This is a genomic window from Nocardioides immobilis (assembly GCF_003515065.1).
Classification (GTDB): domain Bacteria; phylum Actinomycetota; class Actinomycetes; order Propionibacteriales; family Nocardioidaceae; genus Nocardioides; species Nocardioides immobilis.
The window spans coordinates 40,111-62,203 of the sequence record NZ_QXGH01000017.1 but is presented as its reverse complement, the minus strand read 5'-3'; the positions used below and the strand labels follow the sequence as shown (position 1 = coordinate 62,203).

Here is a 22,093-nt window from a genome sequence, read left to right as displayed (position 1 = left end):
TACCGCACGGCTAGCGTTCGGAAGGTGCGCTCCTACGACCAGTACTGCTCCGTCGCGAAGGCTCTCGACGTCGTCGGCGACCGCTGGACGCTCCTGGTCGTTCGCGAGCTTCTCCTCCAGGGCGGCAGCCGCTACACCGACCTGCTCAACGGAATGCCCGGCATCTCCACCAACCTGCTCGGCGACCGGCTCAAGCAGCTCGAGGCCAAGGGGCTGGTACGGCGGGAACAGGCGCCACCGCCGGTGGCTACGACGCTGTACCACCTCACCGACGTCGGGCGAGAGCTCGAGCCGGTCGTCCGCGAGCTCGTGCGTTTCGGGGCCCGCTACATGGCCGACCCCACCAGCGACGATGAGCAGTTCCGCGGCCACTGGCTGGCACTCCCGGTCTCCGAGCTCCTTGACGACACGGACCCGGATGGACCGCCGGCCGTCATCGAGACCCGTACGGGGGACCGACCGGTCTTCATCGAGCTGGCAGGGGGCCAGGTACGGACGACTCTCACCGCACCACGCGAAGCCGACCTCGTCCTCGCCGGCGCTGCACAGCTCGTGCTCGGCGTCCTCACCGGGCAGCTCGAGCTGCCACTCGCTCGCGAGCTGGGACTGGAGACCGAAGGGTCGACCGCGCCACTGAAGAGGCTGCGGTACGACGGCCCGAGGGCGACGGGCATCGACACCGCTATCACGAAGGAGATCCCCGCATGACGCAACAGCAGGCCCCCGGCACACGTCCGGCGTGGGTCGACGACGAGCTCTTCCCGTTCGAGAGCCGCTTCGTCGAGCTGGATGGCAACGTCGTGCACTACGTCGACGAGGGATCGGGACCGATCCTGTTGATGCTGCACGGCAACCCGGTCTGGTCGTTCGTGTATCGCGAGGTCATCGCCTCCCTGCGGGACCGGTTCCGGTGCATCGCCATGGACTTTCCGGGGTTCGGCCTCTCCACGGGCGCCCCGGACTACCGGTACCTGGCCCAGGACCACACCGAGCTGCTCGTCTCCTTCCTCGACCACCTGGGTCTGTCGCGGCTGACCCTGGTCGCCCACAACTGGGGTGGACCGTTCGGCCTGTACGCCGCCCAGCAGCGGCCCGAGATGTTCGAGCGCCTCGTGCTGAGCAACACCTGGGCATGGCCGCTGAACGGCGACCCGTCCAGCGAGCTGTTCTCCCGCGGCATGGGGAACCCGGTCGGACGCGCGCTGGTCAAGCGGCTCGACCTGCTCGGCAAGTACTTCATCCCAGCAGCCCACAAGCGCCGGAAGCTGTCCGAGGCCGAGATGGCGCACTACCGCGAGCCCATGCGTACATCGGCTCGTCGCCACGCCGCCGCCGTACTTCCCGGCGAGCTCGTCGGTGCTCGCGCGTTCTTCACCGATCTCGCGGAGCAGCTCGGCGCCCGCAAGGACCTGCCGACACTGATCCTGTGGTCCGACTCAGATCCGATCTTCACCGACAAGTACCGCGAACGCCTCGAAGCGACCTTCCCCCACCACACCACGACCGTGCTTCATGGAGTCGGCCACTTCGGCCAGTCCGACGCACCGGCGGAGTTCAGCAACGCCATCGAAGCCTGGTGGGCTGACCTGGCCGCCGGATGAGTCAGATCACGATCTCGGGCCCCGCGGTGTCGGCGCGCAGTCGCTCGCCGAGCAGGGCGGCGGCCGCCACCAGGCGCTGGTAACGCACCATCGGGGTCCATACGAGGTCGGCGGTGCCGGGTCCGCGCGGATCGGGTCCGGTGATGAACAGCACGCCGCCGGCGACGTCCTCGGTCGGCGCATCCGCCAGGGCGTCGGCGACGGCCGTGAGCAGGTCGCCGGCCCACTCGCGGCGGAGCCAGAGGTGGTCGATCACGCCCGACTCGGGGAGCTCCGGCGCGACCCCCGGCGGTAGGAAGCCGCCGCGCGGGAGCAGTCCCACCCACCCGGGCTCACCGGCCGCGGCCACCGTCCGCAGGTCGTCCAGGAGGTCGGCCTGGTCGATGCGACCCGCTGGTGGTCGGACGACGACCGGCGACAGCGCGCCGCCGTACTCCTGCTCGGCGTCGACCTCGTGTTCGGGCAGTACGGCGACGACCGCGGCGGCCAGCTGGGCAGGGTCACCGTCGGTCCAGCACCAGAGCACCGGGTCATTCACGTCGTCGACGTCGCCGGCGGGTGGTTCGAGGTCGGCGGCTTCGCCGGTCCAGGCCTCGTAGGTCGCTGCGGCGAGCCCGAGCGGTGCCACGTCGAGCAGGTCGACGCCCAGCGGCACCCCCGGCGGCGTCGCCCAGCGGACGGCGCCGTCGCGCACCTCCACGAGCCGCTCGCCGGCCAGCGCGTTGAACCTCGCGATCTGGTCGGCGTCGAGCCGGGCGACGTCGACGCGGCCGCTGCACCACTGCAGCCGGTCGACCTGCCAGGCCGGCTCGTCGAGATCCAGCACGGGACTGAACCCGCCGAGCGCGATCGTCGGCACGACCTCGTCGAGCACGCCTCCGAGCTGCCGCGACAGCGCCGTCCAACCCTCGGCGCGGTCGACCGGGCCGAGGCCGAGGTCCCCCACCGCGACCTCGAGGACGGCGACGGAGCCGTCGGTGCCGGCGGCGTCGGTCACCCAACCGGTGAGTCCCGCGTCCGATGCGGCGGCGCGCAGCCGTGCGGCCAGGTCGGCGCGATCGGCGTCGTGACAGGTCACCGAAGCGACGGGTCCGCGCATGGTCAGATCCTCCCCGGCGGTGGGACATCGAGCAGGCGCTCGAGTCGAGGGTAGGGGCCCTCGACGAGGACGCCGTACCCGGCCAGCGGGGTGATCTGCAGGCCGCCGGTCTGGTCGGGCGCGGCGGAGAGCCACAGGACGTCGGGATCGCGCAGGAGCGCCCAACGCGGCTCGATGAGCAGGGCGACCTCGGCGAGGACCTCACGCAACGACGCCGGGTCCGCCCATTCCGGCGGGGTGGCGACCGCCGCGTCAGGGGCCGTGGGCTCGCTCGACCAACCCGCGGGGAGCGCGGCCGCGAGCGCGGTCGCCAGGTCCGGGTCGGGATCCCGCGAGGCGAGGCGGAGCCGCGGCCCCACCGGCGCTGCCTGGTCGGGACGGCGGCCCCACCAGGCGTGGAACACAGCCGGCACGAGCCGGTCCGCCTCGACCGGGGGTGCGGCCCACAGCGGCACGGCACCGGTCGCTGCCCACACCCAGCCGTCGTCGTCCGCCCGCACAACCTCTCGGTCGGCGAGGTGGGTGAATCGCTCGGCGCGGGCGGTGTCGGCGCGGCGGCGTCGGGCACGGCCCGAACGCAGCCCGGGCGCTAGCTCGTCAGGGTCGGGGTCCGCGAGAGAGCCCGCCCCCCACTCGGGGGCCGCGAGTGCGAGCGCCGGGTCGACGGTGACGACCACCGCTCCGAGCGCGAGGCCGAGCTCGGCCCATGCCTCCGGCCGGTCGTCGGGCAGCCCGAGCCCGAGGCCGCCTACCCACACGTGCAGCTGCACGAGCCCCTCTTCGGCGCCATCCTCGATCGACGTCGGCAGCCCTGAACGAGTAGCGGCGTCCTCGGTGGCGGCGCGCAGTGCTGCGGTGCCCCGCGCCGGGTCGAACAGCACGCAGGTCAGGGTCGGTCCGCGCCTCACCGGATCGCGGCCTGCTGCAGCATCCGCGCGAGCTGTCGTGCGGTCGGCTCGAAGGCCGTGGCGAACTCACCGGCACGGGCGCCGTTGGCGTAGTACTGCGAGACCAGCCACCGGCCGTTGGTGTAGCGCAGCACCGAGTACGTCGACTGCGCCCCGGACTCGCCCCGCAGGCTCCACTGGAACACCTTGCCCTGCTTGATGCCGGCCTGGACGACCAGATCGAGGTACTCGTCGCGCATCCACGGCTGGACCGGGGCGTCGTCCGCCAGCCGGTACCACTCGCGGATGTGTCGGTCGATGTGGCTGGGGCGCCAGCCGTAGCTGCCGCGGACCAGCGCAGCGAGGTCGTCGGCGTTCTGGGCGATCGCACGAGCACCGCTGGAGGTGACACCGGCACCTTTGGCGGCCTTGCCGAGCAGCTTGAGCAGCCCGCCCCCGATGCTGGCTTCCTGGATGTGCATGGGCACCGGCATCGCGGCCTGGTACGCCGGGACCAGGTTTCCCCACTCGTCGTAGCCGTACCGCGGGTGCTCGGGGTCGAACGCGCCGGGATCGAAGTCCTCACCAAAGCCGTAGTCGTCGGGGTCGGGCGACTTGCCGTCAGCGCCGAGCCAGTACCAGCCGGCCGGGTAGCCGTCGCCGAAGAGGAAGGTCTTCCAGTTCCCCGGTGGTCGCGGCGGCGGCTCGGGCAGCGGGATGCCGCCCGGGGCGAGGGCGCCGTACGTCCACAGGTCACTGGTGAGAGCCCGCTCGGAGTCGAGGAAGCCCTGAAGCAGGACGTCGATGTCTGAGCCGCTGACGGACAGGGGGTCTTGGTAGCCCTGCACGATCAGGTCGCGGAGGGAGGCGCGCGTGGTGTTGATGAGGCGTCCGTGGGCGCGCAGCTTCTCGGGCATGATCGAGAGCTGGCCTCCCACCTGCGCCAGTGCGCCGTCGACGGTCTCGAGGTAGTCGAGCATGGTGCGACCGCTCGCGCTGTCCCACTGGTTGACGAGGTCGACGCGAACGCCGGCCACCCGGCCGCGCGCGTTCCAGAACTGCTTGTAGGCGGTGTCCATCCCGTCCGCGGCACGGATCAGGCCGTCTCCGTCCGCATGGTTGATGCGCGAGAGGACGATCGCCTCGGTCTCGGAGTCCATCGGGCTCACCCGCCCCCGGGGAGGGTGATGTCGATGTGCCCGCTGGCGTCGACCGTGGCGAAGCCGTCGGCGGCCTTGGCGGTCGTGGTCGCCGCACCGCGGATCGCCGGCTCTGCAGTCTCGAGCAGCGCCGACCAGCGGCCCCACCAGAACGCGTACGCGCGGTAGACGTCGGCGTCCGGGGCGAACGTCCCCAGCGGCAGAGCCGCCTTGTCCATCAGCTCGTCGACATGGTCGACGAGCCGGTTCGCCGTACCCGCCAGCTCCTCGGCGGCGTCGCGCATCGACGTGACGTCGACATCGATGTAGGGCGTGTTGTAGCCGCCGCCGTCGTCCCGACCCATGCTCGCGCTTCTCTCCCCTCTGCCAGAAGCCAAACGTCATCCGTTGCGGCACCCACCTCGACCGAGGTCAAGCTCGCCGGGTTTCCGTGTGGCCGGGCTGCGGGCGGCGGCTCCCCGGACTGCCCGACACAGGGAGAATGAGGCACACTCTGCCGATGAGCGAGGACCTGAGCGAGGACCAACGGCGATCGGTGCGGATCGCGATGTGGTCGGGCCCGCGGAACCTCTCCACCGCATTGATGCGCAGCTTCGAGAACCGCGCTGACTGCTCTGTGGTCGACGAGCCGCTGTACGCCGCGTACCTCGCCGCGACCGGTCTTGACCATCCAGGCCGGGACGACGTCATTGCCTCTCAGCCGACCGATCCCGCCATCGTCCTCGCCGACCTCACTGGCGGGTCGGTGCCGACGCCGATGCAGTACCAGAAGCACATGACCCACCACCTGCTTCCGGCGTTCCCGCGCCAGCCGCTGGCCTCGCTGCGGCACGCGTTCCTGGTCCGCGACCCCGAGCGGGTGCTGACGTCCTACGCCAAGGTCCGCCACGAGCCGACGGTGGACGACCTCGGTCTCCCTCAGCAGCTGGAGCTGTTCGAGACCTTCGGCGGGCCGGTGGTCGATGCGGCCGACGTCCTGCGCGACCCTCGGGGGACGCTCACCTTGCTGTGCGACGCGCTCGGTATCGGCTTCGACGAGGCGATGCTCTCCTGGCCTGCCGGACCGCGGGACACTGACGGCGTGTGGGCGCCGCACTGGTACGGCGGTGTCGAGGCATCGACCGGCTTTTCGCCGTACTCTCCGGGCTCGGGCGACCCACTGCCCGACCGTCTCGCCCCGTTGCTCGAACGGTGTCGCCCGTACTACGACGCACTGACGCCCTACCGTCTCTCTGCCTAGGAGTCCTGATGCTGCAGACCTTCGACGAGCGCAACCGCGACCTGGTCGTCGGGATCGACGACCGGTTGGTCCACCGGGACCGGGCCGGCATCAGCCCGTTCGATTCGGTCGTCCAGGGCGGAGACGCGGTGTGGGAGGGGCTACGGCTGCACGGCGGCCGGATCTTCAAGCTCGCCGCGCACCTGGCGCGGCTGAGGCGGTCGGCCCAGGCGCTCGCCTTCGCAACAATCCCGTCCGAGGAGGAGATCACCGAGCGGATCCGTGCCGTCCTGGCCGCCAACGCGATGAGCGACGACGTGCACATCCGGCTCACGCTGACGCGCGGCGTGAAGATCACCAGCGGCATGGACCCGCGGCTCAACCAGCTCGGGCCGACGCTGATCGTGCTCGCGGAGTTCAAGCCGCCGGTGTACGACGACCGCGGGATCTCGCTGGTCACCTCCTCGGTCCGGCGCCACCGTCCGGACTCGCTCGACCCGAAGATCCACCACAACAACCTGCTCACCTCGATCCTCGCCAAGATCGAGGCCAACGTCGCAGGTGCCGACGACGCGCTCATGCTCGACGACAACGGGTTCGTCGCCGAGACCAACGCCACGCACGTCTTCCACGTCAAGGACGACGTCGTCCGCACTTCCACCACCCGGGCCTGCCCGGAGGGCATCACCCGCGAGACGATCCTCGAGATCTGCGCGGCGTCGGGCATCGCGGTCGAGGTCGGCGACTTCTCCCTGACCCAGCTCTACTCCGCCGACGAGGTGTTCGTGACCGGCACCATGGGTGGTGTGACGCCCGTCCTGACCCTCGACGGTCGCACCATCGGTGGCGGACGCCCCGGGACGTACGTCGCCAAGCTCGCCGCCGCCTACGCGGCCCGAACCGCCACCGAGGGCACGCCCGTGGTGTGAGCTCTCGGTTCGCGATCTCGACGACAGGCCTGCCTGTCAGTGGGCCATGTCGACGAAGCGCGAGTAGTGGCCCTGGAAGGCCACGACGATGTCGCGGGTGGCGCCGTTGCGGTGCTTGGCGACGATCAGGTCGGCCTCGCCGGGACGGGTGGATTCCTTTTCGAATACATCATCCCGATGCAAAAGAATTACCATATCCGCATCTTGTTCAATGCTGCCGGATTCACGAAGATCGCTCATCATTGGGCGTTTATCGGCTCTTTGTTCTGGGCCACGATTAAGCTGCGAAAGCGCGATAATCGGGACTTCCAGTTCTTTTGCCAATAGCTTGATCTGGCGCGAGAACTCGGAAACCTCGAGCTGGCGGGACTCGACCTTCTTGCCGGACGTCATCAGCTGCAGGTAGTCGATGACGACGAGCTTGAGGTCGTGCTTCTGCTTCAGCCGCCGGGCCTTGGCCCGGATCTCCATCATCGTCATGTTGGGGCTGTCGTCGATGAACATCGGCGCCGACGACACCTTCGCCACATGGCGGGCCAGCCGGTCCCACTCCTCCGTCGACATCTTGCCGTTGCGGATGTGGTTGAGCGGGATCCGGCCCTCGGCCGACAGCAGCCGCATCGTGATCTCGGAGCGCGTCATCTCCAGGCTGAAGAAAGCGCTGGTCAGGTTGTTGTGGACCGACGCCGCTCGGCACAGGTCGAGAGCCAGCGTTGACTTGCCCATCGCGGGACGGGCCGCGACGACGATCATCTGGCCCTTGTGCAGACCGTTCGTCAGGTCGTCGAGGTCGGCGAACCCGGTGGGGACGCCGTAGATGCCGGCCTCACGGTTCTCGATCGCCTCGATCTCGTCGAGGACGCTGTCCATGATGTCGCTCAGCGGCGCGTAGTCCTCGGACTTGCGGCGCTCCGTGACGCCGTAGACCTCGGCCTGCGCGGCGTCGACGATGTGGTCGACCTCGCCCTCACCGGCGTACCCGATCTGGACGATCTTGGTGCCGGCGTCGACCAGCCGGCGCAGGATCGCCTTTTCGCGGACGATCTCGGCGTAGTAGCCGGCGTTGGCGGCGATCGGCACGTTGGCCGCCAGCGTGTGGAGGTACGGCGCCCCGCCGATCTTCTGCAGCTCTCCCCGCCGCTGCAGCTCGCCGGCGACCGTCACCATGTCGGCGGGCTCGCCCCGGCCGTAGAGGTCGATGATCGCGTCGTGGATCGACTCGTGCGCCGGCCGGTAGTAGTCGAGGCCGCGCACCTCCTCGAGGACGTCGGCGATCGCGTCCTTGGAGATGAGCATCGCGCCGAGCACGGACTGCTCGGCCGCCATGTCCTGCGGAGGCGTCCGGCCGCCCCCCGAGTAGTTGGAGGAGGGCGCGTCGCCCGGCGCATACGCCGCGGGCCCGTCGCCCCACTCGTCGTCCGGCGGCGGCACCTCTGCGAGGCTCACCCGGCTTCCCCCTTCGATCTCGAACTGATCGTCGAATACTGTGCGTGGGCATGCTTGCGCCGGGGTCCGCCACAAAGGGTCCCGGACTGCGATCGATGAGCCGTGCGAGAGACTCGACCCCTGAAACTACGCAGTGCTCGGCCCAACTGTGAAGTCCTCGATCGAGGCTTGCCCACAGGGTGGCGTTGCAACTGGGGATAACTACCGCAGCGGGGTGGACGACACGCATCAGCCGTGTGCACCGGCTGGGGAGGAGACTGTGGAATTGGGACCGGAAACGGTATCGACACCCCACCTGACCTGCGGAAACGCGATTCCACACCTGTGGAACGAAAATTTGTCCGTGACGATCTCGTTCACCAAGACGACATCTGCTGGTAGCCAGCCCGACATCACCGGATTCGGTATCACCCAGAGATATCCACAGTCAAGGGGCGAGCGGTGCGTCGACCGCGGCTGACCCCCGACGACCGGCAGATCGGGCGGCTCGCGGTCCCCGCGTTCCTGGCGCTGGTCGCCGAGCCGCTGTTCCTCCTCGGCGACGCAGCGGTGGTCGGCCACCTCGGCACCCGCGAGCTGGCCGGCCTCGGGATCGCCGGCACCGTGCTGCAGACGCTGGTCGGCCTCTGCGTCTTCCTCGCCTACGGGACCACCGCCGGGGTCGCCCGGCAGCTCGGCGCGGGCCGCCGGGACGCGGCGCTGGCCCAGGGGGTCGACGGCCTGTGGCTCGCGGTGGCGATCGGGGTCCCGACGACAGTCGCCGGGATCCTGCTCACGGGCCCGATGGTCGCCGCTCTCGGTCCCGGCGCGGCGGTCGCCGATCAGGCCGAGACCTACCTCCGGGTCGCCCTGCTCGGCGTGACGCCGCTCCTGCTCATGCTGGCCGCGACCGGCGTCCTGCGCGGCCTCCAGGACACCCGGACCCCGCTGGTCGTCGCCGTGGCCGGCAACGCGCTCAACCTGATCCTCAACGTGCTCCTCGTGTACGGCGTCGGCCCCCTCCCGCACCTCGGCATCGCGGGCTCCGCGCTCGGCTCGGTCCTCGCCCAGGTGGCCAGTGCCGCGGCACTGGTGCTCGTCGTGGTCCGGGCCGCCCGCCGCGAGGGCGCCTCGCTCCGCCCCGACGCACCGGGCATCCGGACCGCAGCCCGCGCCGGCGTACCCCTGCTCGTGCGGACGCTGACCCTGCGCGCCTCGCTGCTGGTCACGACGTACGCCGTCGTCCTCTCGGCGCAGACGGCCACGGACGAGGCGGTCCCCATCGCCACGCACCAGCTGGCGATGACCATCTGGGGCTTCCTCGCGTTCGTGCTCGACGCGATCGCGATCGCCGCCCAGGCGCTCACCGGACGGCACCTCGGGGCCGGTGACGCCGAGGCGGCCCGCGGGGTCACCCGGCGAATGGTCGGCTGGGGCGTCGTCACCGGCGTGGTCACCGGCCTCGGCCTGGCGGCGGCGAGCCCGGTGCTGGGCGTCCTGTTCACGACGGACGACGACGTACGGCGCGCGCTCGTGCCTGTGCTGCTCGTCGCGGCGCTCGCCCAACCGGTGGCCGGCGTGGTGTTCGTGCTCGACGGTGTCCTGATCGGCGCCGGGGACGGACGGTACCTGGCCTGGGCCGGACTCGCCGTCCTCGGCGGCTACGCTCCCGTCGTGCTGGGTGCAGCGGTGGTGACCGACGACTGGGTGGGCGGTGGCCTGCCCTGGCTGTGGGCCGTCTTCGCCCTGGTGTTCATGGGCGGCCGCTTCCTGACCCTCACCCGCCGCGCTGCCGGCGACCGCTGGCTGGTGACCGGGGCCGGCCGATGAAGCCGCTCCAGGCCATCGCCCTCGGGCTCGTCCTGCTGGCACTCGGACCCACCGATGCGGACCCTGGGACCTTCGACCCGCTTCCCGACCCGCTCGGCTGGGTCTTCGTCCTGATCGGCCTGCACGGCCTCAGCGGCGCGCTCGACGACCGGCGGGTCCCGGTGCTCCGCGTGCTGGGCGCTCTCGCGCTCGTCCTGTCCATTGCGCTGGTGGTGCCGGACGTGGCGCGGTGGTTCGCCAGCGACCCGTCGCTCGGCTGGTCGGCCGACGTACCGCGGTTCGCGTTCTTCGCCGTCCTCTGCCACCAGCTGAGCCAGGCAGCGCTGAGGGCGCGGCACACGTCCGGAGCCAGCACGTTCAGCATCTGCGCGATGGTGCTGATCTTCGTGCTCGCCGCGCCGCCGCTCGCGTTCGGCGCCGGCTGGGACGGGGTCGGCCCCGCGGGCGAGGTGGCGGCCCAGGTCGTCCAGCTCGCGCTCGTCATCCTGTGCTTCGTCTTCGCCGGCCAGGCCTGGGCGGGCGCCCCGCCCGAGGCCGAGCCGGCCACTGCTTCGGAGCCCGAGGGCGACTCGACCTAGCCGATGTTCGTCAGCACCGTCTCCGCGAGCGCGATGCTCTGCTGCTTCGGGTCACCCTGGAAGTCCACACCGTCCTCGTAATCGAGCTCGATGTCGAAGTTGTAGCTCTCGGTGCACACGCGCAACGTGGCCTCGAGCGGCGGGTTCTCGTCGCGCTTCCACCACGCCTCCACCGCGTCCAGGCCCCGGACCCGGGTCACCGTCGCGACGATCTCGGTCGGCTTCGGGCACTGGAACTCCCCCTGCCGGAAGTCGTCCGGGCCGGTGAGCGCGAAGTCGACCTCGACCAGGTCCTCGGCCTCGAAGTTGCAGTCCTCGCTCTGCCACACGAGGTCCTGCTGGGTGTAGCCACCGCCGCCCTGGGAGGGCTCGCCGAACGCCACGCCGAACGCCGCCTCCACGTCCGCCGGCGTCAGTACATCGCACGGGGCCGGCAGCTCGGCGCCGGCCGTGGCCGACGTGGCCGTCGGCGGCGCGATGCTCGTGGCGTCGGTCTTCTCGGTCGGCTCCGACGACTCCGGCGGCGACGGCGAGGACGAGCTGGGCGGGGTGTTGTCCTGCTCGTCGCCGTCGTCGCCACACGCGGCCAGGACGGGTGCGAGGAGCAGTACGGCGATGGCCGGCAGGAACGGGCGCAGGGAAGCCATGCGGCCGATCCTTGCGCAACTCGCCGGCAGAAGCGCGTCGTACCTGAGGTTCCGGCCCCATTTCGGCCGAATTCAGGGCCGAAAGCTCAGGTACGACGCACTTCACCGGCCCGCGCCACACCCAAAACGCGAACGGCCGGCCCCATCGGGACCGGCCGTTCTTCTGTGTGGTTCGTTCAGGCGGGGATCACGTTGAGCGCGACCGCCGCGGAGACCTCGTCGTGCAGCTTGATCGAGACCTGGTGGGAACCGAGGGTCTTGATCGGGTTGCCGAGGATGATCGTCCGCTTGTCGATCGACTCGCCGACGACCTCACCGATGGCCACCGCGAGGTCACCGGCGGTGACGGCGCCGAACAGGCGACCGCCCTCGCCGGCCTTGACCTTGACGTCGACCGGGCTCTTCTCGAGCTTGGTCTTGATCTCGGCGGCGTGCGCCTCGTCGCGGACGGCGCGGGCGGAGCGGGCCGCCTTGATCGCGTCGGCCTGGCTCTGGGCACCGCGGGTCCAGCGGATCGCGTGGCCCTGCGGCAAAAGGTAGTTGCGGCCGTAACCGTCCTTGACCTCGAGCACGTCACCGGCGGCGCCGAGACCCTCGACCTCCTGGGTCAGGATGATCTTCATGTCTGCTCTCTCCTTCTCAGCCTGCAGCGTCAGCGGCCGGTGGCCGTGTAGGGCAGCAGGGCGACCTCGCGGGCGTTCTTGACGGCGATGGCGACGTCGCGCTGGTGCTGGACGCAGTTGCCGGTCACGCGACGCGCGCGGATCTTGCCGCGGTCGGAGATGAACTTGCGGAGCAGGGTGGTGTCCTTGTAGTCGACACCGGTCGCCTTCTCCTTGCAGAACTGGCAAACCTTCTTCTTCGGCTTGCGGATGACTGGCTTAGCCATTGTGGTGCTCCTCCTCAGAGCCCGCCCGCGTCAGTCGAACGGGGGCGGAATGGTTGTTGGTTGATGTATCAGAAGGGCGGTTCGTCGCTGCCGACGCCCGGGGCTCCCCACGGGTCGCCTGCAGGAGCGCCACCGCCCTGGCCGGCGCCCTGCGGGCTGCCGGCCGGGCCGGACGAGGCCCACGGGTCGGCAGCGGGTGCGCCGCCGCCGCCCTGGTTGCTGTAACCGCCGCCCTGGTTGCCGCTGTAACCACCGCCGCCGCCGGAGCGGGCAGCGCGGGTGACCTTGGCCGTCGCGTACTTGAGGGACGGGCCGACTTCCTCGACCTCGATCTCGAACACGGTGCGCTTCTCACCCTCGCGCGTCTCGTACTGCCGCGACTTCAGCCGGCCCTGGACAACGACGCGCATCCCCTTCTGGAGGGACTCCGCGACGTTCTCGGCGGCCTGCCGCCACACCGAGCAGGAGAGGAACAGCGCGTCGCCGTCCTTCCACTCGTTGGACTGCTTGTCGAAGGTGCGCGGCGTCGACGCGATCCGGAAGTTCGCCACGGCCGCACCCGACGGGGTGAAGCGCAGCTCCGGGTCGTCGACAAGGTTGCCGACGACGGTGATGACGGTCTCGCCTGCCATTTCAGGTCTCCCTAGCGTTCGTGATCAGTGAGTAAGACGTGCGTCGGCGCTCATCGTGTCCTGACCTACCGACATTGGATAGGTCTCGTCCACAGGCGAGCGCCCTCGGCTCACTAAGCGGGACGCAGGACCTTCGTGCGCAGGATCGCCTCGTTGAGACCGAGCTGGCGGTCGAACTCGGCGACCGTCGCGGGCGTGGCCGTCAGGTTGATGACGGCGTAGATGCCCTCGGCGTTCTTCTTGATCTCGTAGGCAAGGCGCCGGCGGCCCCAGATGTCGACGTTGTCGACGGTGCCTCCGTCCTTGCGGACGACGTTGAGGTACTTGTCGAGCGACGGCTCAACAGTGCGCTCGTCGAGGCTCGGGTCGAGGATGACCATGACTTCGTATGCACGCAAAGCGGTCTCCACCTCCTCTGGACTAGGCGGCCACGGACTCTCCGTGGCAGGAGGGCTCTGCAATCGCGATCAGCTCCCCCTATGGAAGCAGCGCGACGAGACAGGCTAACAACGAGGTACGGCGCCGGCCCAATCGTCGGTGCCGGCTCCTAGGGTGGAGCCATGAGCGAGACCAGTGCCATCAGGATCGGCGCCCACGTCGAGCAGACCGACCCGATCGCCGAGGCCAAGGCCCGCAACGCGCCCCTGGTGCAGTTCTTCCTCGGCAACCCGCAGTCGTTCAAGGGGCCGGTCGTGGCCTACGAGGGCGGCGCCGAGGGGTTGCGCGCCGACGCCGAGGCCGCCGGGATCGACCTCTACGTGCACGCGCCCTACCTGATCAACGTCGCCACCACCAACAACCGTCAGCGGATCCCCGGCCGCAAGCTGCTCCAGCAGCACATGGACGCCGCTGCCGAGATCGGGGCCAAGGGCCTGATCGTCCACGGCGGCCACGTGCAGGACGACGACGACCCGGCCAAGGGCTTCGACAACTGGCGCAAGGCGGTCGCGGCGACCGACATCAAGATCCCGCTGCTCATCGAGAACACCGCGGGCGGCACCAACGCGATGACCCGCTACCTCGACCGGATCGCGGGGGTGTGGGCGGCCATCGACGGCACCGAGGGCGCCGACATGGTGGGCTTCTGCCTCGACACCTGCCACGCCCACGCCGGCGGCAACCCGCTGGAGACGATCGTCGAAGACGTCCGCAAGATCACCGGCCGGATCGACCTGGTCCACTGCAACGACAGCCGCGACGCGTTCGATTCCGGTGCCGACCGTCACGCCAACCTCGGCCATGGCCAGGTCGACCCCGACCTGCTGGCGCAGATCGTCCGCGACGCCGGTGCGCCGGTGGTCCTCGAGACGCCGGGCCCGGCCGCAGCACACGTCGCCGACACCGCCTGGCTCCGCGAGCGGGTGTAGCCCGAACCTGCACCCCCGCTAGCCTGACGTCATGCCGAGCATGCGGGTGATCTCAGCCGACGAGCACCGCGACTACCTCGCCACCCTCCCGACGGCCAGCTTCCTCCAGACGCCCGGTTGGGCGAAGGTCAAGGCCGAGTGGCGGGCCGAGCACCTCGCGTGGGTCGACGACTCCGGCCAGACCGTCGGCGCGGCGCTGGTGCTCTACCGCAAGCTGCCGAAGCTGAACCGCTATCTCGCCTACCTGCCCGAGGGGCCGGTCATCGACTGGTCGACCGACCGGCTGGGCGACTGGCTCGGCCCGCTGGCGCGCCACGTCAAGGGACAGGGCGCGTTCGCCGTACGGATCGGGCCTCCGGTCGTCACCCGTCGCTGGTCGGCGGCCCAGATCAAGGACGGCATCGCCGACCCCGACGTACGACGTCTCGGCCAGGTGCCGCCGCTCGACCGCTCCGCTGCGGGTGCCCGGGTCGTCGCGCAGCTGCACGAGCTCGGCTGGCGCCACCAGGCGGCCGAGGGCGGCTTCGCCGCGGGCCAGCCGCAGTTCGTCTACCAGATCCCGTTGACCTGGACCGACGGCACTGGGACACATGGGCACACCGAGGAGTCCCTCCTCAAGACCATGAACCAGCTCTGGCGCCGCAACATCAAGAAGGCCGCCAAGGAGGGCGTCGAGGTCTCGGTCGGCACCAAGGACGACCTCAAGGCCTTCCACGACCTCTACGTCCACACCGCTGAGCGCGACCACTTCACGCCGCGCCCGCTGCACTACTTCGAGGTCATGTACGACGCGCTCAACCCCGAAGGATCCGCCGAGCCCGTCAGTGAGCTCAAGGTGTGGCTGGCCCGCCACCAGGGCGACCTGGTCGCCGCGACGCTCGCGGTCCGCGTCGGCCAGCACTCGTGGTACTCCTACGGCGCCTCCTCGACCGAGAAGCGCGACGTGCGCGGCTCCAACGCGGTGCAGTGGGCGATGATCCGCGACGCCCTCGCCGCCGGCGCCACCGTCTACGACCTGCGGGGCATCACCGACACCCTCGACGCCGACGACTCCCATGTCGGGCTGATCCAGTTCAAGGTCGGCACCGGCGGCGAGGCCGTCGAGTACGCCGGGGAGTGGGACCTGCCGATCAACCGGGTGCTCTACAAGGCCTTCCAGATCTACCTCGCGCGGCGCTGACGGAGGCTGGCAGATGAGCCTGACCCTGAGCGTCGACGGCCCGCGCTGGCGGGCTCACCTGGAGTCCGTCGCCGACGGCCACCCGGGCATCGTGCCGGTCGCCAAGGGCAACGGCTACGGGTTCACGCTCGGCCGGCTGGCCCGCAAGGCCCAGTGGCTGCGCGACCGCGGCCACGACGTGACCACCCTCGCGGTCGGCACGTACGACGAGATCCCCGAGGTCGCCTCGCGCTGGGACGGCGACATCCTGGTGCTGACGCCGTGGCGCCCGTTCGTCCCGCCGTTCGACCCCAAGCTGACGAACCGGGTCATCCACACCGTCAGCCGCCTGGTCGACCTCGAGCAGCTGCTCGCCCTGGCCCCGACGGCGCGGATCGTCCTCGAGCGCATGACCAGCATGCAGCGCCACGGCATGTCGGGCCGTGAGCTGTGGGAGGCCGGCGAGGTGCTGCGCCGCCACCCCGACGGCCGGCTCGAGGGCGTCGCCCTCCACCTCCCGCTCGCGCAGGGCAACCACCTCGGCGAGGTCGGCCGGCTGCTCAACGACTACGTCGCCGCCGCGGTCCCCAAGCAGGGCAAGGACACCGTCTGGGTCAGCCACCTGACCGACGGCGAGCTCACCAGCCTGTGCGAGCAGTACGGCGACTTCACCGTCCGCCCCCGCATCGGCACCCAGCTCTGGCTCGGCGACCGGGGCGCGCTCCACGTGACGGCGACGGTCCTCGACGTGCACCCCGTCGAGCGCGGCGACATCTTCGGCTACCGGGCCCGCACCGCCCCGAAGTCCGGCCACCTGCTCGTCGTCAGCGGCGGCACCGCGCACGGGATCGGGCTCGAGGCGCCGACCGGGGACCAGTCGATCAAGGCCCGGGCCGCCACGCTGGCGAGGGGCGGCCTGGACGCGGTCGGCTTCGTGCGGTCGCCGTACTCCATCGACGGCAAGCAGCGGCTCTTCGCCGAGCCGCCGCACATGCAGGCGTCGATGCTGTTCCTACCGAACGGCGCCCGCGTGCCGGCCGTGGGCGACCGGATCGACGTCCGGGTCCGCTACACCGCGACCACCTTCGACCGGATCGACATCAGCTAGCTCGGGGCGCTCGCCCGCCGGGTCGTGGCGCGGCAGGAACAGGTCGCGGACCACCAGCACCACCAGGTAGAGCTCGCAGAGGATCCGCACCACGATGCCGACCCAGTAGAAGCCGACGTCACCGCCGCCCGCCGGCTGCAGGTAACCGCCGAGGTACCACCACACCGTGCAGAAGTAGAAGACCTCGCCGGCCTGCCAGATGATCTGGTCGCGCCAGCGCGGCCGCGCCAGCACCGCGAGCGGCAGCAGCCACAGGACGTACTGCGGCGAGTAGACCTTGTTGACGAGCAGGAACCCGACCACGACCAGGAAGCCGAGCTGGGCCAGCCGCGGGACGTGGCCGGTACGGCGACCGGCCAGCAGCCCGATCACCAGGACGGCCGCGCACCAAGCGCCGAAGAAGAGCCACGACACGTCGTTGATCGTGTCGACCGCGACGCCCTTGTCGCAGAGCTGGTCGACGATCAGCCACACCGACCCGAGGTCGGCGCCGCGGTCGGCGTTGAACGACCAGAAGACCTTCCACTCGTCGGGTCCGCTGAGGTAGGCGGGCAGGTTGACCACCGCCCAGACGACCGCCGCCCAGACGGTGGCCAGCGCGAACGCGCCGTACCTCCGCTGCCGGATGCAGATGATGAGCAGGCCGCCGAGGAGGAACAGCGGGTAGAGCTTGGCCGCCGTACCGAGACCGATCAGCACGCCGGTCAGCACCGGTCTGTCGCGGGACCACGCGAAGAGCGCGCCGGCGACGAGCGCGACCGCGATCAGGTCCCAGTTGATGAGCCCGGTCAGGATCAGGGTCGGGGACAGCGCGAACGCGGCCGCGTCCCACGGCCGCTGGCGATCGACCTTCGACAGCAGCCACACCGACAGCAGGGCGAGCGCGGCGAAGCCGACCGCGTTGACCAGCACGAAGATGGTGAGCTCGTCGTCGACCTCGTCGGACGCATGGAGGTCGCTGACGGGCTGGTCGGAGCGCTCGTCGCGGTCCGGGCTGCCGTTGAGGGTCTGGGTCAGCCAAGCCGTGCCGTAGGCCCAGTAGGAGATGCCGACCGGGTACTCCATCACCTCGTAACGGTCGCGGGTCTCCTCGTCATCGGAGTAGGGCCACGACAGCTCGGCCAGGCCGCGCGGCACGTAGAGCGGCCGGAGGTCGGTGTAGCACATGTGGGAGTAGACCCACTGCTGGTCCTTGCCCTCGGCCAGCGAGCACGGCGCCTTCTGCACCATGCCGAGCACGAACACGATCGCGGTCAGCAGGAGCAGCACCCGGGCCGGGGTCCACCACGGGTGCGGCCGCGCGTGCTCGCCCACCGGTCCGCCGACGGACTCGCTGACGGCGGCGACGACCCGGTCGTCCCGGGTCGGGTGGACGTGGGTCATCCGACCGTCATCCGCGCGGGGCGCGCCGGCCTGCCGAGCGAGGGCGTCCGCCGCCGCCCTGGCCCGATCGGGTGGTCTCGGGGTCGGTCGGACCCGTCGGGTCCGTCGGGTCCGTCGGGTCCGTCGGAAGCGTGGGACCCGTCGGTTGCGTCGGGTCCGTGGTCGGGGGCTGCGTCGTCGGAGGCTCCGAGGTCGTCGGCTCGTCCGTCGGCTCCGAGGTCTCCGGCTCCTCGGTCTCCTTGGTCTTCGTCGGAGGCGGCGGGGGCGGGGTGTACGGCTCGTGGCCGGTCTCCGGCGCCTCGCCGTCGACGTACGCCGGCTCGGGGAACTCGATCGGCTCCTCGCCCTCCATCACCTGGTCCATGACCGCGCGCCAGGTGTCGGCCGGGTAGTCACCGCCGTAGAACGTCGGCAGCCAGCCGTCGAGCTGGCCGGTGCCGTCGCCGCGGAGATAGACCACGGCGGTCGCGAACTGAGCCGTGAAGCCGGCGTACCAGGCCGACGACACCGCTCCGCCGGTCTTCGTCGCCGTCCCGGTCTTGCCCGCAGCGGGCCAGGCGAAGCCACTCATCGCGTCCGCGCCGGTGCCGGTCGCGACGACCTGCTGCATCGCGTAGGAGACATCCGCTGCGATGTCCTCAGTGAGAGCCCGGTGGTCCTGGACCTTGTGGTCGTAGCGCTCGACGCCGTTCTGGTCGACGACCTTCTCGATGATGAACGGCTCGGCCGCCACCCCGCCGTTGGCGATGGTCGCGTAGCCGTTGGCCATGTTGATCGGGCTCACCGTCTGCGAGCCGAGCGGGACCTGGACGTTGGCCTGGAGACCGTTCGAGTACGTCGGGAAGCCCCACGGGTCGTTGGGCGTCTCGGCGGGCGGGATCCCCATGTCGACCGCGGTGTCGACGATCTTCTGCGGGCCGTCCTCCATCGAGGTCGTGAGGTCGATGAAGGCGGTGTTGACGGAGAGCTCGGTCGCCGTGATCAGGTTGACCCGGCCGTAGTCCTCGTCGCCCTGGTTCTCGGGTGCGTAGCTGGCGTCCACCGTGAAGGGCGAGTTCCCGTCGAAGGTGTCCTTGAGGGAGAAGCCGTCCTTGATGCCCGCCGCCAGCGCGAACGGCTTGAACGTCGAGCCGGCCTGGCCACCAGCGACGGCCCAGTTCAGCTGCGACTCGAGGTAGTCCTGGCCGCCGTAGATGCCGCGCACCGCTCCGGTGCCGGGCTCGACGGTGGCGATGCCGACGTGGAGCTCCTTGTAGCCGTAGCCGTCGGGCCGGACCGCCTTCATGCCGTTCTCGGCCGCCTTCATCGCCTTCTCGGTGAACGTGGTCGTCACCTCGAGCCCGCCGCCGCTGATCTCCTGCTCGCTGAAGCCGAGGCGGATGAGCTCCTTCTTGACCATCTGGAGCACGTGACCCCGCTGACCGCCGTACGAGTCCTCGGACTCGACCGGGGGGAACTGCGGGAGCCTGCGGTAGGCGCGGTTGCCCTGGTCGCTGTCGATCTCATCCATGTCGACCATCGCGTTGATGACGTACTGGTATCGCTCCTTGAGCTCCTGCTTGGCGGCCTTGCCGTTGGCGGGGTCGAGGTTGTTGGGGTTGTTGAGGACCGCGGCGAGCACGGCGCTCTGCTTGAGGTCGAGGTCCTTGGCGTCGACGTCGAAGTACGCCTGCGAGGCCGCTTGTACGCCGTACGCCCCCCGCCCGAAGTAGATGGTGTTGAGGTAGCCCTCGAGGACCTCCTCCTTGGAGAGCTGGTTCTCGACCTTGAGCGACAGGATCGCTTCCTTGGCCTTCCGCTTCCAGGAGCGCTCCTGGGTGAGGTAGAGGACCTTGACGTACTGCTGGGTGATGGTGGACGCGCCCTGGGTGACCCCGCCGGAGGCGTTGCTGAACGCCGCGCGCAGGATGCCCTTGGGGTCGATGCCCTCGTTGGTCCAGAACGACTGGTCCTCGGCCGCGACGACCGCGTCCTTCAGCGTCTCCGGCATCTCCTCGAGGTCGATCGGGGTCCGGTCCTGGATGGCGAACTGGCCGAGGTCGGTCTTGCCGTCGGAGTAGTAGACGTGCGTCGTCTGGGTGGTGAAGTCCGAGTTCGGGCTGGGGATGTCGATCGACCGGTAGGCGACGAAGAAGAGCACGCTGAAGATCAGCACCATCACGAGACCGCTGATCGACCCCCACTTGGCCACCTTCCGCAGCCGTCGCTTCCACGTGGTCGGTTCAGAAGTCGTGCCTGCCTTGCGCTTGCCGTCGGCCAACGTCCTGCCTCACTCATGTGCAACGGGGGGTGCGTCGGTGGTACCCGACATGCCGCAGATCAGGGTACGCACCCGGCGTACGGCGCACCGATTCGCCACTGCCGATCCATCGGATGTTCAGATTCCGCGGATATATCGCTACGATAGGTCGGGTGACGCGCCGTGGAGACACCATCGAGCTCGCAGTCCTCGGACTGCTGCACGAGGGACCCATGCACGGCTACGAGCTCCGCAAGCGACTCAACCTGATGCTCGGGTGGGGTCGCCTGCTCTCCTACGGCTCGCTCTACCCGGCGCTGAAGAAGATGCTCCGAGGCAACCTCATCGAAGAGGTCGCCGCAACTTCGACGCCGGGGTCCACGGCCTCCCGCCGGCCGCGGATCACCTACCAGGTGACCGAGCGGGGCACCGCCGAGTTCCACCGGCTGATGTCGGAGGTCGGCCCCACCGCGTGGGAGGACGGCAACTTCGACATCCGGTTCCGGTTCTTCTCGTCGACCGACATGGAGATCCGGCTGCGAGTGCTGGAGGGACGCCGCTCGCGGCTCCAGGAGCGGCTCGACCGGGTGCAGCGGGAGCTCGCGATGACCCAGAAGGAAGTCGACCGCTACGCCACCGAGCTGCAACGGCACGGCGTCGAGTCCGTCGAACGCGAGGTCCGGTGGCTGTCGGACCTCATCAACGCTGAGCGCGGCACCCCCCTGCCGCCTGCAGCCGCAGCAACTGACAACGACTGAAGCAAGAAAGCCAAGGAGAGGGATCCCATGGGTTCGGTACGAGTAGCGATCGCCGGCGTCGGCAACTGCGCCACGTCGCTCATCCAGGGCGTGCACTACTACCGGGACGCCGACCCCAACGGCACGGTCCCCGGTCTCATGCACGTCCAGTTCGGTGACTACCACGTCAGCGACGTGGAGTTCGTCGCGGCGTTCGACGTCGACGACAAGAAGGTCGGCAAGGACCTGTCCGAGGCGATCAACGCCTCGGAGAACAACACCATCAAGATCGCCGACGTCCCGACGCTCGGCGTCGAGGTGCAGCGCGGCCCGACCATGGACGGTCTCGGCAAGTACTACCGGATGACCATCGACGAGTCGACGGCCCACCCGGTCGACGTCGTGCAGGTCCTCAAGGACACCGGCGCCGACGTCCTCGTCTCCTACCTCCCGGTGGGCTCCGAGGAGGCCGACAAGTTCTACGCCCAGTGCGCGATCGACGCCGGCGTGGCCTTCGTCAACGCGCTCCCCGTCTTCATCGCCTCCGACCCCGTGTGGGCCAAGAAGTTCGAGGACGCGGGCGTCCCGATCGTCGGCGACGACATCAAGTCCCAGGTCGGCGCGACCATCACCCACCGGGTCATGGCGAAGCTGTTCGAGGACCGCGGCGTCGCCCTCGACCGCACCTACCAGCTCAACGTCGGCGGCAACATGGACTTCAAGAACATGCTCGAGCGTGAGCGCCTGGAGTCCAAGAAGGTCTCGAAGACGCAAGCCGTCACGTCGAACCTCACCGGCGAGCTGTCCGGCCTGACCGACTCCCGCAACGTCCACATCGGGCCGTCCGACTACGTCGCGTGGCTCGACGACCGCAAGTGGGCCTACGTCCGGCTCGAGGGCCGCGCGTTCGGTGACGTCCCGCTCAACCTGGAGTACAAGCTCGAGGTCTGGGACTCCCCCAACTCCGCCGGCATCATCATCGACGCCGTCCGGGCCGCGAAGATCGCGAAGGACCGTGGCGTCGGAGGCCCGATCATCCCCGCGTCGGCGTACCTGATGAAGTCGCCGCCGGTGCAGATCGAGGACACCGAGGGCCGCGCCCAGCTCGAGGCCTTCATCAAGGGCGAGTGACCTCAGCACTCCTGCTCCAGCAAGAACCGCCGGCCCTCTCAGGGCCGGCGGTTCTGTCGTTCAGGCACGCCCA

23 protein-coding genes are annotated in these 22,093 nt (G+C 70.0%); 11 read left to right on the top strand and 12 right to left on the bottom strand.

What is annotated here, in order from left to right; genetic code table 11:
* Positions 1-24: 24 nt before the first annotated feature.
* Together D0Z08_RS13860 and D0Z08_RS13855 are read left to right on the top strand one after the other, a co-directional pair.
* Positions 25-708 (top strand): winged helix-turn-helix transcriptional regulator, encoded by a 684-nt coding sequence (locus tag D0Z08_RS13860; protein WP_118925836.1) that lies wholly within the window; start codon positions 25-27, stop codon positions 706-708.
* Positions 705-1,601: an alpha/beta fold hydrolase gene (locus D0Z08_RS13855; RefSeq protein WP_118925835.1), complete on the top strand. Its 897-nt coding sequence runs from the start codon at positions 705-707 to the stop codon at positions 1,599-1,601. The genes D0Z08_RS13860 and D0Z08_RS13855 overlap by 4 nt, the downstream gene beginning before the upstream one ends.
* A gap of 1 nt (position 1,602) precedes the next feature.
* Here D0Z08_RS13855 and D0Z08_RS13850 read toward each other — a convergent pair whose 3' ends face one another.
* Genes D0Z08_RS13850 through D0Z08_RS13835 form a run of 4 tightly spaced genes read right to left on the bottom strand, consistent with a single transcriptional unit; the run spans position 1,603 to position 5,091 of the window.
* The gene (locus D0Z08_RS13850) at positions 1,603-2,700 is read right to left on the bottom strand and encodes a hypothetical protein (RefSeq protein ID WP_118925834.1); all 1,098 of its coding nucleotides are present in this window, start codon (positions 2,698-2,700) and stop codon (positions 1,603-1,605) included.
* 2 nt (positions 2,701-2,702) lie between these two features.
* Positions 2,703-3,581, bottom strand: a complete 879-nt coding sequence (locus D0Z08_RS13845; RefSeq protein WP_147381429.1) for a serine/threonine-protein kinase — start codon at positions 3,579-3,581, stop codon at positions 2,703-2,705.
* Positions 3,582-3,604: 23 nt separating this feature from the next.
* Positions 3,605-4,747 carry a hypothetical protein gene (locus tag D0Z08_RS13840; protein WP_118925832.1) on the bottom strand — a complete coding sequence of 381 codons (1,143 nt, stop codon included), beginning with the start codon at positions 4,745-4,747 and terminating at the stop codon, positions 3,605-3,607.
* Positions 4,748-4,752: 5 nt separating this feature from the next.
* The gene (locus D0Z08_RS13835; RefSeq protein WP_118925831.1) at positions 4,753-5,091 is read right to left on the bottom strand and encodes a hypothetical protein; all 339 of its coding nucleotides are present in this window, start codon (positions 5,089-5,091) and stop codon (positions 4,753-4,755) included.
* A gap of 155 nt (positions 5,092-5,246) precedes the next feature.
* On the opposite strand from D0Z08_RS13835, the gene D0Z08_RS13830 reads away from it, so the two are divergent.
* The gene (locus D0Z08_RS13830) at positions 5,247-5,987 is read left to right on the top strand and encodes a sulfotransferase-like domain-containing protein (RefSeq protein ID WP_118925830.1); all 741 of its coding nucleotides are present in this window, start codon (positions 5,247-5,249) and stop codon (positions 5,985-5,987) included.
* 8 nt (positions 5,988-5,995) lie between these two features.
* Positions 5,996-6,895, top strand: a complete 900-nt coding sequence (locus D0Z08_RS13825) for an aminotransferase class IV (RefSeq protein ID WP_118925829.1) — start codon at positions 5,996-5,998, stop codon at positions 6,893-6,895.
* Between the two features lie 36 nt (positions 6,896-6,931).
* On the opposite strand, the gene dnaB is transcribed toward D0Z08_RS13825, so the two are convergent.
* On the bottom strand, positions 6,932-8,326 hold the full coding sequence (dnaB, locus tag D0Z08_RS13820) for a replicative DNA helicase (RefSeq protein WP_425454061.1): 1,395 nt from the start codon (positions 8,324-8,326) through the stop codon (positions 6,932-6,934).
* Positions 8,327-8,782: 456 nt separating this feature from the next.
* Here dnaB and D0Z08_RS13815 point away from each other — a divergent pair, with 456 nt between their 5' ends.
* Positions 8,783-10,150: an MATE family efflux transporter gene (locus tag D0Z08_RS13815; RefSeq protein ID WP_245993942.1), complete on the top strand. Its 1,368-nt coding sequence runs from the start codon at positions 8,783-8,785 to the stop codon at positions 10,148-10,150.
* Entirely contained in the window at positions 10,147-10,728 is a 582-nt protein-coding gene (locus D0Z08_RS13810) for a hypothetical protein (RefSeq protein ID WP_118925827.1), read from the top strand. Before D0Z08_RS13815 ends, D0Z08_RS13810 begins: the two co-directional genes overlap by 4 nt.
* On the opposite strand, the gene D0Z08_RS13805 is transcribed toward D0Z08_RS13810, so the two are convergent.
* The 5 genes from D0Z08_RS13805 to rpsF form a co-directional block, all read right to left on the bottom strand.
* Positions 10,725-11,375 carry a hypothetical protein gene (locus D0Z08_RS13805; RefSeq protein WP_118925826.1) on the bottom strand — a complete coding sequence of 217 codons (651 nt, stop codon included), beginning with the start codon at positions 11,373-11,375 and terminating at the stop codon, positions 10,725-10,727. The two genes, D0Z08_RS13810 and D0Z08_RS13805, sit on opposite strands and share 4 nt — an antisense overlap.
* Before the next feature lie 176 nt (positions 11,376-11,551).
* Positions 11,552-11,998 carry a 50S ribosomal protein L9 gene (gene rplI / locus D0Z08_RS13800; RefSeq protein WP_118925825.1) on the bottom strand — a complete coding sequence of 149 codons (447 nt, stop codon included), beginning with the start codon at positions 11,996-11,998 and terminating at the stop codon, positions 11,552-11,554.
* A gap of 29 nt (positions 11,999-12,027) precedes the next feature.
* On the bottom strand, positions 12,028-12,264 hold the full coding sequence (rpsR, locus tag D0Z08_RS13795; protein WP_118925824.1) for a 30S ribosomal protein S18: 237 nt from the start codon (positions 12,262-12,264) through the stop codon (positions 12,028-12,030).
* Positions 12,265-12,332: 68 nt separating this feature from the next.
* Positions 12,333-12,896 carry a single-stranded DNA-binding protein gene (locus tag D0Z08_RS13790; protein ID WP_118925823.1) on the bottom strand — a complete coding sequence of 188 codons (564 nt, stop codon included), beginning with the start codon at positions 12,894-12,896 and terminating at the stop codon, positions 12,333-12,335.
* Positions 12,897-13,009: 113 nt separating this feature from the next.
* Complete coding sequence (gene rpsF, locus D0Z08_RS13785) at positions 13,010-13,294, bottom strand: 30S ribosomal protein S6 (protein ID WP_118925969.1); 285 nt, start codon at positions 13,292-13,294, stop codon at positions 13,010-13,012.
* 162 nt (positions 13,295-13,456) lie between these two features.
* Here rpsF and D0Z08_RS13780 point away from each other — a divergent pair, with 162 nt between their 5' ends.
* The 3 genes from D0Z08_RS13780 to D0Z08_RS13770 are packed head-to-tail and all read left to right on the top strand — an operon-like array spanning position 13,457 to position 16,530.
* Positions 13,457-14,263, top strand: a complete 807-nt coding sequence (locus D0Z08_RS13780) for a deoxyribonuclease IV (RefSeq protein WP_118925822.1) — start codon at positions 13,457-13,459, stop codon at positions 14,261-14,263.
* Positions 14,264-14,294: 31 nt separating this feature from the next.
* Complete coding sequence (locus D0Z08_RS13775; RefSeq protein WP_118925821.1) at positions 14,295-15,443, top strand: lipid II:glycine glycyltransferase FemX; 1,149 nt, start codon at positions 14,295-14,297, stop codon at positions 15,441-15,443.
* 13 nt (positions 15,444-15,456) lie between these two features.
* On the top strand, positions 15,457-16,530 hold the full coding sequence (locus tag D0Z08_RS13770) for an alanine racemase (RefSeq protein WP_118925820.1): 1,074 nt from the start codon (positions 15,457-15,459) through the stop codon (positions 16,528-16,530).
* Here D0Z08_RS13770 and D0Z08_RS13765 read toward each other — a convergent pair.
* Positions 16,435-17,913 carry a glycosyltransferase family 87 protein gene (locus D0Z08_RS13765; protein ID WP_118925819.1) on the bottom strand — a complete coding sequence of 493 codons (1,479 nt, stop codon included), beginning with the start codon at positions 17,911-17,913 and terminating at the stop codon, positions 16,435-16,437. The genes D0Z08_RS13770 and D0Z08_RS13765 overlap by 96 nt on opposite strands.
* A gap of 7 nt (positions 17,914-17,920) precedes the next feature.
* Positions 17,921-20,104, bottom strand: a complete 2,184-nt coding sequence (locus D0Z08_RS13760) for a transglycosylase domain-containing protein (protein WP_147381428.1) — start codon at positions 20,102-20,104, stop codon at positions 17,921-17,923.
* 221 nt (positions 20,105-20,325) lie between these two features.
* Between D0Z08_RS13760 and D0Z08_RS13755 the strand changes: the two genes are divergently transcribed.
* Positions 20,326-20,910, top strand: a complete 585-nt coding sequence (locus D0Z08_RS13755; protein ID WP_118925817.1) for a PadR family transcriptional regulator — start codon at positions 20,326-20,328, stop codon at positions 20,908-20,910.
* Between the two features lie 27 nt (positions 20,911-20,937).
* Positions 20,938-22,020 (top strand): inositol-3-phosphate synthase, encoded by a 1,083-nt coding sequence (locus D0Z08_RS13750; protein ID WP_118925816.1) that lies wholly within the window; start codon positions 20,938-20,940, stop codon positions 22,018-22,020.
* The last annotated feature ends 73 nt before the right edge of the window (positions 22,021-22,093 follow it).